Source organism: Clostridium sp. HBUAS56017 (genome assembly GCF_007115085.1).
Taxonomy (GTDB): domain Bacteria; phylum Bacillota; class Clostridia; order Clostridiales; family Clostridiaceae; genus Clostridium; species Clostridium cibarium.
Genome location: NZ_SULK01000024.1, coordinates 55,203 through 67,181 on the forward strand (window position 1 = coordinate 55,203; position 11,979 = coordinate 67,181).

An 11,979-nucleotide genomic window follows, 5' to 3' on the forward strand; every position below is an offset into this window, starting at 1 on the left:
TGTATAAAATTAGAGAGGGATAAAATGGGAATATGCTAAAAATCAATTTTCATAAATTAAATACAATAAAAGAAGATAAATTATTATTTGCTGTGATAATGGCAAAGTTTAATGGGCGGTGGATTTATGTAAAGCACAAGAAGAGACAGACTTGGGAAATACCTGGAGGTCATAGAGAACCAAATGAAAATATAGATGATACTGCTTCAAGAGAATTATTTGAAGAAACAGGAGCAACGGAGTTTAATCTTACTCCTGTATGCATATATTCAGTAGAAAGTGATCAAGCAGGAGATTATACTGAGTCCTTAGGTGCATTATTTTATTCAGGAGTGAAAGCGTTGGGTAAGTTGCCTGATTTTGAGATAAATGAAATTAAATTATTTGATGATATACCAAACGAATTAACTTATCCGTTAATTCAACCGTTTTTGCATAAGAAAGTATTAGAATTTATCAATAAAGTTTAATTGTATGTATTTTTGCAATAAGAATATGAGGGAAAATTGTTGTGGAAAGCATTTAGCAGAAACAGGATTTTATCAATATAATTATTATTTCATTACTTCTATAGTGTTGATTTTATCAATCTTTATTTTATAGGAACATTAGCTAAAAGGATAGCTGGGGGAGGCTATCCTTTTTTGTATAAATTATCAAGACAAGTTATTAAATAATTGAAGAAGGTTAATGTAATGATTGGCTTCCCTAAGGACATGATCTCCAAGAAGAGGGACAATTATTGATTTAATTTTGCAGCCCAAAAGTCCTTCAGTTCCTTGAGTTTTAAAATCTCTTAATTTAATTGTTTCATCTAAGGTAGTATTTGTTAAATCAGATAGTGTTGATGAAATATTATCAGCTGTGGACGATTCTTCTCGTAAGGTTTCGAATTCTTGTCCAAAGTTATTTGTTATATCAAATAATTCTGCTTCTGTAGGATCTAGTAATCCTCTAATGAAATAAGAATGCTCTGACATTATCCTGTTCCAAAAAGTTTCTTGTTCAAGTATATCTTTATCATTCTCCGCACTAATAGAAATTCCCGATTGTAGTTTTGTTAATGTTTCTCTAAAAAGTATTGCCTCCCTAAGTATGTGATCTATTAATAGTGGATAAGCTGTGGTGAATATCTTGCAGGATAAAACATTATCTCTAAGATCGGTTTTAAATTTAATGAGCATGCTTGTCAATTCTATAGAATACTGATTTAATCTGGAAACATAGTCTGTTAACATTGCAATATTATTATTGCTATTATTATTTGTATTAGCAGATAAAGAATTTTCCATAGAAGTTATGTTTGAGTCTATATAAATACCGCTAACAGATTGTGTTGCTCTTTCAGCATCCATTGTATATTTAGTTACTATTTCATTAGAGTTTAATACTCTAGCTGGTATTACACCGTTAGATATGGATATTGCATTTGTAAGAAGGTTAGTAAATTGATTTTTAAAATAATCAGCTTGAGCAATTAGGTTTTGATCTTTTATTGAGAATGCTGCTTCTAGAAAGATAGAATGTTCTTTCATTATTCTTAGAAAGAATAAATTTGTTTCTAGTGATTGATTAATGAATTCTTGATTTGAAATCATTATGTTCTCCCGATATTATTATTATTTTAACAATATATAATATATTCAGAGTAATAAATTAAGTGAATCTAATTAGAGTTAAATAGAAAAGAGGTGAAGATCTGATGAATCTTCACCTAATATATCTTTATTATTATTTATTAGAAAGTGTAATTAAAACTATTTCAGATCTGCTTCCAGTTCTAATAGGAGGTCCCCATAGACCATATCCTGAAGAAACTACAAGGTTTGTATTGCCAAATTTACCATATCCATAATCTAAAGGGAAAATGGCATGTGTAATTAAATTTCCAGGGATAATCTGACCTTTATGTGTATGGCCTGAAACTTGAAGATCAATATTATCTCCTTCAGCTTCTTTTATATTTTGAGGATTATGATCTATAAGGATACTAAATTTATTGTTATCTATATTTGAAGACATATTATCTAAAGGTGGTCTTTTAGTACCTAGACGATCAGCAGTAACATCATCTCTACCTAAGATATAGAATTCATCATTTATTAAGGTTGATTCGTTTCTCAAAATATGAATACCTTGTTCAGTTAAGAGAGTACATAACTCATCAACTTTTCCTGTATAAAAATCATGATTTCCTGTAGCAAAGTAAGTCCCATAAGTACTTTTTATATCTTTAAGATGACTAAACATATTATCTTCAATAATAGGATCTAAGTTACCATCTACAAGATCTCCAGCTATTATCACTACATCAGCGCCTAATTTGTTTAATTCACTTTTCAATAGGTCTATTCTATTGTTTCCTCTGAAATATCCTAAGTGAAGGTCGGATACTAAAGCAATTTTTAATTTACCATCCTTAAGTTGTTTGTCAGTACTTATAGTATATTCTTTTACGTAAGGTGAATTAGCTAAAAAGGTACCAATTCCTACTATTAAAGTAGTTATTAATAATGATATCATGTAAAAGTCTAACTTGTTGTTTTTTGGCTTTAATAATTTTGTTAGAATAAAAGCTATAGGAAATAGCATTAAAATATAAGCAAAAAAAGCAAGATAGTAGGAACTTATAAAAGCTAAAACCTTGTTTAATATACTAGGAAGATTATAGGTTGCAGTTTCGTATATTATAAAAGAAGAAGAAATAAAGGCAAATATGCACCAATATACAATCTTATTTAATTTGTTTACCTTATTAATAGATTTATAAATTCTGTTGCCAACTAAGAAACTTAGTAAGAAATATAATATAGAGATTATAATAAATGCAAGCATAATATCCCTCCTAGGTTATAATGTTTTAGTATGTATAACAAAGGCGTTAATTCATACATAATGATGAGTTAACGCTTTCTAAGTTACATAGATAAAACTATCTCTTTTAGTAATGCAGTGGAGTTTTTAACAGCGATTGGAGTGAATTTTTCAAAATCCATATGCGCTCCATTATTAGCATTATCAGAAATTGATCTTATTATAACAAAAGGTATATTATTTAGATAACATACATGGGCAATGCTTGCTCCTTCCATTTCACATGATAGGGCAGAAAATTCCTTTTCAAGCCATTGAATTTTTTCTATGCTTGCTACGAATTCATCTCCTGATACAATTCTTCCGACAAATGTGTTTATGTCTTTAATTGATTTGCAAGCTTTTCTAGCTAATTCAACTAATTCTGTATCACATTTAAAATCAAAAGTATCCATTCTTGGAATTTGACCATGTGGATCACCAAAGGCTGTAGTGTCCATATCATGTTCCACTAAGTTGTCAGCGATAACTATGTCTCCTGGATATATCTCTTTTCCGATTCCTCCAGCAACACCAACGTTTATCACTTTATCAACCTTATATTCTGAAGCAAGAATTTGTGTACAGATTGCTGCGTTAACTTTACCTATACCACAAACTACAGCAACTACATCTTTACCCCATAACTTTCCTTTGTTAAAAGTAATGTTAGCTTTAACTTTTTTTTCTTCAAGAGACATATCTTGAAGTAAAATTTCTAACTCTTCGCTCATAGCGGCTATTATTCCTAAAGTCATATTTTATAAACCTCCAAAAAAATTAGGCTAACTTTATGTAGCCTAAAAAATAATGTTTCCAATAAGTATAGTGTATCAAATTTACTTAAGAAATACTATTCCATTTCTTTAAATATAAATATTTTCTTATTTGGATCTAAAGTACTTTCAAAATGTTCTTCATAAGTTAGTTCAAATTTCTTTTTTAATAAAATAATAATAGGTATGCTTATTAAAGTAGATATTATAGCATTTATAATCAATCCAGTAAGGCTAGATGGAACAAAGGCTATTAATGCAAGGACATTATTAGCAAAGTGTCCTGAAATGGTAAGAAATATAGATTTTGTTCTATAATATACATAACCTAAAAACAATCCAAGTAAAAATGCATTTATACCTTGTTGCAGATTTAAATGTGCAAAGGCAAAAAGGAATGCGGAAATAGGTAAAGCTATTTTAGGAGAATATTTTTTTAATAATCCTCCGAGAATTATTCCTCTAAAAACTACTTCTTCAACTATAGGTGCATAAAAGCATGCGCTACTTATTAAATAAAAATAGTTATTTTCAAAGATACTTGATGCCTCGCTCAAAATCTCGCTTTCAGGTAATAATGATACTAAAGGATATAAATATGCATCGAATAGCAACCTTAAGACAAGTATTGATAGGGCTATAAATATAAGTGATTTTTTACTAACTTTTTTATATGTGTTCTTTTCCCACTTAAGTTTACCAAAGGTATTGGACATTATAAAAATGAAAAGTGGAATGGAAAGAAGCTCGATGATGGCTATAAGGGTATAGTTGTCAGTAGCAAAATCATATCCAAATATCTTTGAGGCATAGATAGTAAAGAATAGGGATAGCAATTGCATTATACACAGTGCACCAAGACCTTTCCAAAAACCTACTTTAAAATTGAAACTCTCATTTTCTATATTAACTAGTGGATTTATAATAAAATTTAATATTTTTTTCAAAGAATAACCTCCCTAATTTTGCAACTTAATTTTAATTATATACAAAACATAGAGTATTTGTATATAATTTTATGCTTAGAACTCTTGTTTTAAGAAAAAATATAAAATAAAATATATAGGAAAGAAGGTGCTTAATATATGAGTATGTTACAACATTCCTTATCTAGAACAGAGTTATTAGTAGGAAGAGAAGGTTTAGATAAATTAAAAAATAGTAAAGTAGTAGTATTTGGTGTTGGTGGAGTAGGTAGTTTTACAGTAGAAGCACTAACTAGAGCTGGAGTTGGTGAGCTTATATTGATTGATGATGATACTGTTTGTTTGACTAATTTAAACAGACAGATTCATGCTACATATGATACTATAAGCAAAGTAAAAGTAGAAGTTATGAAAGAAAGAATTCTTTCAATAAATAGAAAGTGCATTGTCACAACTCATCAAGTATTTGTAGATAAAGATAATATACCTGATCTTATACCAGATGACACAGATTATGTTGTAGATGCCATTGATACAGTTTCAGCTAAAATTGCATTAGTAGAGTATTGTAATGAAAAGAATATCAGAATAATGAGCTCTATGGGAACAGGAAATAAATTCGATCCAACTCAATTTAAAGTTGCAGATATATATGATACTAAAATCTGTCCGTTAGCAAAAGTTATGAGGCGTGAGCTGAAAAAGAGAGGTATAAAACAACTAAAGGTAGTATATTCGGAAGAAATTCCTACAAAGCCAAGAGTTGAAGATGTAGTTACATGTAAAACAGGTTGTGTGTGTACTGGAGGTACTAAGAAATGTGCAGCTAAGAGACAGATACCAGGAAGTATTTCATTCGTACCACCTGTTGCAGGTATGATTATTGGGGGAGAAGTAATAAAGGATATAATAGGTATAAATTAGGATAAATAATTTAAAGTATATTCTAGTATGGTAATATTCTTCACTATATATATGGTAATATTCTTAAGAATATGCTGATAAAATGCCAGTAGAGAATGGTTAGTTAATTGAGAATTGAGGATAAAAGACGTAAGATTTTTTCAAAAAGTCTTACGTCTTTAGAAATTCTGAAAGATTTTAATCCACCATTCTCAATTTTTAACTTTAATTTCTAAATTGCTAAGATCTCCACTGTTCCTCTAGAAATCTTAATAACGCTGGATTAGCATTTAATGACTTACATAAAGCTTTATATTCTTCTAATTTATTAGGTTGTTCTTTAGTCAATTTTTGTGCTCTTATCATAAGGTTTTTTGGCGTTTCAAGAGGCGAAATATATTCTACAATAGAAACATTATAACCTTTAGATTCAAGCATAAGACCACGCATTCCATCAGTTAATGCATCGGCTATTCTTGCTTTTAAGATTCCATATTTAGTTATAGATTTGAATGGATCGTAATTATACTGACTTAATAGTTCACGATGGCAACAAGGGACAGCAATGATAAGGTCAGATTTTACTTTTATACCAAGGGCAAGAGCCATATCAGTAGCTGTATCACAAGCATGTAATGACATAACCATATTTATTTTTCTATTTGGCTTGTAGTCTTTAATGTCTATAGCTGCAAATTCCATGTTTCTGTATCCAAGTTCATTAGCAATAGATCTAGATGCTTTTATTACATTTTCAGAAATATCAAGACCTATAAAGTTACATTTGATTTTTTTTACTTCTGTTAAATAATAATTTAAAACAAAAGTTAAATAAGATTTTCCACAACCGCAATCTAAGATAGTTATTGTTTCATCTTTTGGCAAAGTATCTAATTCTTTTTCAATAAGTTCAACATAATGGTCAATCTGATTATATTTTCTAATCTTATCGTTTAATATCTTGCCATCTTTACTCATTATTCCTATTGCTTTAAGAAGAGGATTAGCTTTTCCGACCTTAATTAAATAATTTCTATTTAATAATGTAGATGTATTTTCATGATTATCAGTTTCTTCGATACTTTCTTCTTCTTTAGTTGTCATTTTAACATTTTTATTATCAGCAGTTATTGTAATAATAGTACCTCTTTCAGAGTAGGTTAATGTTAAAGACTCGTATTTTTCAGCTTCCTCACATATATTAGCAAGTAAATTTTCCATAGTGAGGGATGAACTTATTCCGTTAAAGTTGAATGTTATATTGTTATTATCATATGTCCCTATTCCTTTAAATTTCTTTAGACCAGCAATATATACAATGCTAATACTTTTAAATAAATCATTATTTTCAATAAATCTATTCTGTAGTCCTAAAAAGAAGAAATTCAATTTAGATATATTTTGCTTATTCAAATTATCACCTATCCTTTATAAAAAAGTTGCTATAAACTAATATAAGCATAATAGAATTAAATATCAATAGTAATCATAGTATTGCTGAATTATAAAAAAATAATATATAATGATAATTATAAGATGTAAGTGGTGGGAGATGACTTTATGTTGCAAGAACAAGGTGTAACTATTGTAAGAAGTTCCGATAATGCAAAAGATTATGTAATAAGAGATAAAAATAAAATTAATATTGGTAGATTTACAATTGTAGATTTAGATGAAGAGAATAAAAAATGTAGCATTAAGTTAAAATTTTATAGAAATGATGATTATGAATTGTTGAAAGAAACTTTAAGTTTGATATTGAAAGCTACGTTTAAAGATATAAATATAAATAAGGTTAATGTTTACACAGTAGATACTATATCACTATCATCTTTTTTAGATTTAGGGTTTATTCTTGAAGGAATATTTTTTGACAATATATATTCTCAAGGGATCTATCGGAATGAGATATCTATGGGGATTTCAAGAGATGATTATAATGTAGGAGTTAGAAATAACTTAGTAGAATTATATTCTGATAATATTATGATAAAACTACTAACACCTGAAGATTCTGAAGCACTATTAAAGTATTATCTAGATAATAAAGAACATTTAAGGGCTTTTGAACCTATGAGAGATAATAGTTTTTATACTATAGAAGTGCAGAAAAATATATTAAGTCAGAGTTATAGACAATTTCTAAATGGGACGGCTGTAGATTTTGGGATTTATAAGGACGATAGGTTTATTGGGAAGTTAAAAATTTCAAATATAGTTAATGGGATATTTAAAAGCGCAACAATAGGGTATTCTATAGATAAGGATGAACAAGGGAAGGGATACATGAAGGAAACTGTTAATTTAGCAATAAATTATGCTTTTGAAGAGTTGCAACTTCATAGATTAGAAGCATCTGCGTTAGTAGAAAACAAAAAATCACAGAATGTATTATTAGGATGTGGCTTCAAGGAATTAGGAGTAAATGAACAGTATCTCTTTATAAATGGAAAATGGAGAGATCATATAACTTATTATATTACTAATAAACGTATGAAGGGGATGGCGTAATGAGTATAAAACTTAAACATGATGAAGTCGTTTCTAAAGTTTTTAATAATAACATTATATTGGTAAATTCAGATCATAAGGAAAAGATTCTTTTTGCTAAGGGAATTGGTTTTGGGAAGAAACATGGGCAGACTATATGTAAAGGAACTGAAGTTGATAAGATATTTACTATAGAAGATACTGAAAATAGAGCTAATTTTAATAATATAATTGACAAAGTTCATAAAGATTTCTTTGCAGTTTGTGAAGAAGCAATATATGAAGTCTCTAAGCAAATAAATAAGGAATTAAACGAAAGTATTCATATAGGCCTTATTGATCACTTGTCCTTTGCCATTAAGAGAATGAAGAGCAAAGAGATAATTGAAAATCCCTTTTTAGTTGAAATAGAAACACTGTATCCAAAAGAGTTTACCCTTGCAAGGATGGTAGCTGATAAAGTGGCTAACTTTGCAAAAGTGGATATGCCAGATGATGAAATTGGATTTATAGCACTACATATACATTCGGCTATAAATAACGGAAGTATATCTAATACGCTTAAAAATAATTATTTAGGCAGCACCATAGTTGAACATGTTGAGGATAGGTTAAATATAGAAATAGATAGGAAGTCTTTGGATTATGCTAGATTTTTGACTCATATTAAATTTGCAGTACAAAGAATATTAGAAAATAAGAATGTTGATAACCAGTTAGGAGAAATTATAAAAAATACATATAAAGAATCTTATGAAATAGCAAAAGAAGTTGCAGAAATAATAGGCAAAGAGCTAAAGGTTCATGTTAAGGATGATGAAGTGACTTTCTTAACAATTCACATTGAAAGATTTAGAATTTCTTTAAATCAATAAAAAAAATGTCGATTAAACCTTTACAAAGCGAAAATCATGTGGTATTATGTAAACATAATCAAATAATTAAGGTGTAACTGGTAATGCAGGCAAGACTTTATATAACGAAATGTGTTTTTGCATATTTAAAAATATGCAGGGCATAATAAGTTATTATTAAAGTCTTTTTTTGTTACTCAATTTTAGTATATAAGCTGGCCAGCTTAATATAAAGAATACCTTATTAAAAATTTTTATTAATCTATATAAAGATTTGGAGGAATTATCAATGCTTAAATATTTACAAAGAATAGGTAAAGCAATTATGCTACCAATAGCAGCTTTACCAATAGCAGGTATATTACTAGGAATAGGTGGAGCACTACTTGGAATTGCAAAATTAGACAATCCACCAGCAGTATATGAACCACTTATAGCTTTCGTTAACATATCAGCAGTTACAGCAATATTAACTGTAATGAATGATATCGGTAACATTATTTTTGGAAATCTTCCAGTATTGTTTGCAGTAGGTGTTGCAGTAGGCTTAGCTAAGAAAGATAAAGGTACAGCAGCGCTAGCAGCAGTATTCGGTTTCATAGTAATGAATCAAGTTATTTCAACATTACTTGGATTAGGTGTAACTCAACTTGGAGTTTTAACTGCAAGTAACATTACTGATCCAGATAAGGCAGCGTATGCGACTTATGTTACAAAGAGTCTCGGAATATTTACATTAAATATGTCAGTTTTTGGTGGTATTATAACAGGTATAATTACAGCGATATTACATGACAGATTCCACACAATTCAATTACCACAAGTTATTGGATTCTTCTCAGGAGCTAGATTCGTACCAATAATAACATCTATTACTATGGCAATAGTTGGAGGGATATTAGCTTTTGCATGGCCAGTAATTCAAGGTGGTATTGCAGGAGTAGCTAATTTAGTTAGAGAAGCAGGTCCTGTTGGAACATTCTTCTACGGTATTATAGAAAGAGCATTAATTCCATTTGGATTACATCATGTATTCTATACCCCATTCTGGTTTAGTTCATTTGTTGAAGGTAAGGTATTAGTTAATGGTGCATGGCAAACAGTTGCTGGTGCTAACACTGCTTACTTTACTCAATTATCAAGCATGGGAGATCTAGTTGGAGCATCTTCTGATACTATGGCAACTATAGTTAGTGGAACAACAAGATTTATGGCAGGTAAGTTCCCATTCATGATGTTTGGGCTACCAGCAGCAGCTTTAGCAATGTATAGAACAGCTAAACCAAGCAAAAAGAAGGTAGTAGGATCATTATTAATATCAGCAGCTGTTACAGCAATGCTTACAGGTATTACTGAACCAATCGAATTTACATTCTTATTCGTTGCTCCAGTATTATACGGAGTTCACTGTATATTAGCTGGTTTATCATTCATGTTAATGGATTTACTAAATGTATTCGTAGGTATGACTTTCTCTGGAGGTTTAATTGACTTCTCATTATTTGGATTACTTCCAGCAGGAGCTGGAGTGCCAACAAACTGGTATATGATTATATTAGTTGGTTTAGCATATGCAGTAGTTTATTATTTCTTATTCCTATTCATGATTAAGAAATTTAACTTAAAGACTCCAGGTAGAGAAGAAGATGAAGAAGAAACAAAACTTTATTCAAAGGCTGATTATCAAGCAGCAAAAGGTCTTAATAAGGCTGATGAAGTAAGTAGTTCAAAAGGTGGTTCAAATGAAATAGTTGAAAAAGCACCTTTAGTACTAGCAGCATTTGGCGGAGCTGAGAATATAGTAAGTGTTGATGCTTGTATAACAAGACTTAGAATTGAAGTTGTAGATAAGTCTAAAGTTAATAAGGATGAATTAAAGAAATTAGGTGCTTCAGGAGTAGTTGAAGTAGGTAATGGAATGCAAGCTATATTTGGAGTTAAGGCAGATAGATATAAGAACGAAATCAATTCAATATTAGGAATTGAATAATTTAAGCTTAATATATAAATCATAATAATGCAGAAAACCAAGGTAGGTTAAAACTCACCTTGGTTTTCTGTATTATTTATATAATTTTGATTAAAGAAAAAAGCTTCCTAATTTAAAATAGGAAAGCTTTTTTATTATTTTATAAAGTATATTTAACTATTGTTGTTTCTCCTGCAACTGAATCTATGTTTTCTATAGGCTCAATTGAAGTTACAATATCTGGATTAGTTATTAACACAGGAGTCATTAATGAGAAGCCTTTGCTTTTAATGAATTCTCTATCTATTTTGATTATTGGAGTTCCTGCTTTAACTTTAGTTCCTTGTTCGGCAAGTTGTTCGAAACCTTCACCATTTAAGGAAACTGTATCAACACCTATGTGAACTAGAAGTTCAATTCCATTATCAAGAGTTAACGCAAAAGCATGTTTTGTATTAAAAACTAAACTTAACTCACCATCAGCTGGTGCGACAACTAGATCACCTGTTGGATCAATAGCAACTCCATCTCCTGCCATTTTTTGTGCAAAAACAGGGTCTGGTACTTCTGATAAAGGAATAACCTTACCACTTACTGCTGCTACTAATTCTGGTCCTTTTTTTACTTCATTATTTTTTTTCTTAAAAAATCCAAACATATGCTTATCCTGAATAACAGGATTATTCACATCCTTTCATTATTATTACTGTACTTTTCAATGTTATAGAAAGTTCACCAAAAAATAAAAAAAGGCATAAATTTTTATACAAAATTCATGCCTGATTTAACAGTTACACATCTATAACATTATTATATTATTCAGAAAATTGTGTGTCAACTAAATTGTAAAAATAAAGTGTATTAATTGATATGTAGTTAGAAACCTGTATTCTACATAAAAACTCCCCCTAGTGTATCTGCATGTAAGAGAGTGAGAAATTAAAAGAAAAGTGGGGGATTAAGATAGTTAAATTATAAATCTGAAGTGTTTAGTCAAATTTGCATGTGTATATGGATGATAAGATAAGTCATGTCGCTAAGGCAACTTGGTAAACATGATTAGATTCATAAAAAATAATGTTGACAAATGTTGAAAAAAGTGATAAGATGAGAAAGTCGCTTAAGGGCGATAAAGAAAATGGTCTTTGAAAATTGAACAGATATAAATAAGTTAAAAACCAGCAATTCTTTTAGAGTAAGTTTTTTGA

At 29.5% G+C, this 11,979-nt stretch carries 11 protein-coding genes; 5 read left to right on the forward strand and 6 right to left on the reverse strand.

All coding sequences use genetic code 11. The features are described from left to right. Positions 1 to 32: 32 nt before the first annotated feature. Positions 33 to 470 (forward strand): NUDIX domain-containing protein, encoded by a 438-nt coding sequence (locus FAY47_RS16915; RefSeq protein ID WP_143318110.1) that lies wholly within the window; start codon positions 33 to 35, stop codon positions 468 to 470. A gap of 186 nt (positions 471 to 656) precedes the next feature. Here the strand turns inward: FAY47_RS16915 and FAY47_RS16920 are convergent, their stop codons facing one another. From FAY47_RS16920 to FAY47_RS16935, 4 genes are all read right to left on the reverse strand, one after another. Continuing rightward, positions 657 to 1,598 (reverse strand): DUF2935 domain-containing protein, encoded by a 942-nt coding sequence (locus tag FAY47_RS16920; RefSeq protein ID WP_143318111.1) that lies wholly within the window; start codon positions 1,596 to 1,598, stop codon positions 657 to 659. Between the two features lie 133 nt (positions 1,599 to 1,731). Further along, positions 1,732 to 2,835 carry a metallophosphoesterase gene (locus FAY47_RS16925; protein ID WP_143318112.1) on the reverse strand — a complete coding sequence of 368 codons (1,104 nt, stop codon included), beginning with the start codon at positions 2,833 to 2,835 and terminating at the stop codon, positions 1,732 to 1,734. Positions 2,836 to 2,918: 83 nt separating this feature from the next. Next, positions 2,919 to 3,611: a 5'-methylthioadenosine/adenosylhomocysteine nucleosidase gene (locus FAY47_RS16930; protein ID WP_143318113.1), complete on the reverse strand. Its 693-nt coding sequence runs from the start codon at positions 3,609 to 3,611 to the stop codon at positions 2,919 to 2,921. 95 nt (positions 3,612 to 3,706) lie between these two features. Next, positions 3,707 to 4,576 (reverse strand): type II CAAX endopeptidase family protein, encoded by an 870-nt coding sequence (locus tag FAY47_RS16935; RefSeq protein WP_143318114.1) that lies wholly within the window; start codon positions 4,574 to 4,576, stop codon positions 3,707 to 3,709. A 144-nt stretch (positions 4,577 to 4,720) separates the two neighbouring features. On the opposite strand from FAY47_RS16935, the gene FAY47_RS16940 reads away from it, so the two are divergent. Continuing rightward, positions 4,721 to 5,479, forward strand: a complete 759-nt coding sequence (locus FAY47_RS16940; protein WP_143318123.1) for a tRNA threonylcarbamoyladenosine dehydratase — start codon at positions 4,721 to 4,723, stop codon at positions 5,477 to 5,479. Between the two features lie 219 nt (positions 5,480 to 5,698). Here the strand turns inward: FAY47_RS16940 and FAY47_RS16945 are convergent, their stop codons facing one another. After that, positions 5,699 to 6,871 carry an SAM-dependent methyltransferase gene (locus FAY47_RS16945; RefSeq protein WP_143318115.1) on the reverse strand — a complete coding sequence of 391 codons (1,173 nt, stop codon included), beginning with the start codon at positions 6,869 to 6,871 and terminating at the stop codon, positions 5,699 to 5,701. Positions 6,872 to 7,018: 147 nt separating this feature from the next. Here FAY47_RS16945 and FAY47_RS16950 point away from each other — a divergent pair, with 147 nt between their 5' ends. From FAY47_RS16950 to FAY47_RS16960, 3 genes are all read left to right on the forward strand, one after another. Continuing rightward, the gene (locus FAY47_RS16950; RefSeq protein WP_143318116.1) at positions 7,019 to 7,969 is read left to right on the forward strand and encodes a GNAT family protein; all 951 of its coding nucleotides are present in this window, start codon (positions 7,019 to 7,021) and stop codon (positions 7,967 to 7,969) included. Then, positions 7,969 to 8,823 (forward strand): PRD domain-containing protein, encoded by an 855-nt coding sequence (locus FAY47_RS16955; protein ID WP_143318117.1) that lies wholly within the window; start codon positions 7,969 to 7,971, stop codon positions 8,821 to 8,823. The genes FAY47_RS16950 and FAY47_RS16955 overlap by 1 nt, the downstream gene beginning before the upstream one ends. 268 nt (positions 8,824 to 9,091) lie before the next feature. Beyond that, a complete protein-coding gene (locus FAY47_RS16960) occupies positions 9,092 to 10,792 on the forward strand; it encodes a PTS transporter subunit EIIC (protein WP_143318118.1) in 1,701 nt (566 codons plus the stop codon). A 139-nt stretch (positions 10,793 to 10,931) separates the two neighbouring features. Here FAY47_RS16960 and FAY47_RS16965 read toward each other — a convergent pair whose 3' ends face one another. Continuing rightward, positions 10,932 to 11,429 carry a PTS glucose transporter subunit IIA gene (locus FAY47_RS16965; protein WP_143318119.1) on the reverse strand — a complete coding sequence of 166 codons (498 nt, stop codon included), beginning with the start codon at positions 11,427 to 11,429 and terminating at the stop codon, positions 10,932 to 10,934. Positions 11,430 to 11,979 lie beyond the last annotated feature (550 nt).

Coding starts and splice junctions, on each gene's coding strand:
- FAY47_RS16915 (WP_143318110.1), top strand. CDS start 33: ATGCTAAAAATCAATTTTCATAAATTAAATACAATAAAAGAAGATAAA.
- FAY47_RS16920 (WP_143318111.1), bottom strand. CDS start 1,598: ATGATTTCAAATCAAGAATTCATTAATCAATCACTAGAAACAAATTTA.
- FAY47_RS16925 (WP_143318112.1), bottom strand. CDS start 2,835: ATGCTTGCATTTATTATAATCTCTATATTATATTTCTTACTAAGTTTC.
- FAY47_RS16930 (WP_143318113.1), bottom strand. CDS start 3,611: ATGACTTTAGGAATAATAGCCGCTATGAGCGAAGAGTTAGAAATTTTA.
- FAY47_RS16940 (WP_143318123.1), top strand. CDS start 4,721: ATGTTACAACATTCCTTATCTAGAACAGAGTTATTAGTAGGAAGAGAA.
- FAY47_RS16950 (WP_143318116.1), top strand. CDS start 7,019: ATGTTGCAAGAACAAGGTGTAACTATTGTAAGAAGTTCCGATAATGCA.
- FAY47_RS16955 (WP_143318117.1), top strand. CDS start 7,969: ATGAGTATAAAACTTAAACATGATGAAGTCGTTTCTAAAGTTTTTAAT.
- FAY47_RS16960 (WP_143318118.1), top strand. CDS start 9,092: ATGCTTAAATATTTACAAAGAATAGGTAAAGCAATTATGCTACCAATA.
- FAY47_RS16965 (WP_143318119.1), bottom strand. CDS start 11,429: ATGTTTGGATTTTTTAAGAAAAAAAATAATGAAGTAAAAAAAGGACCA.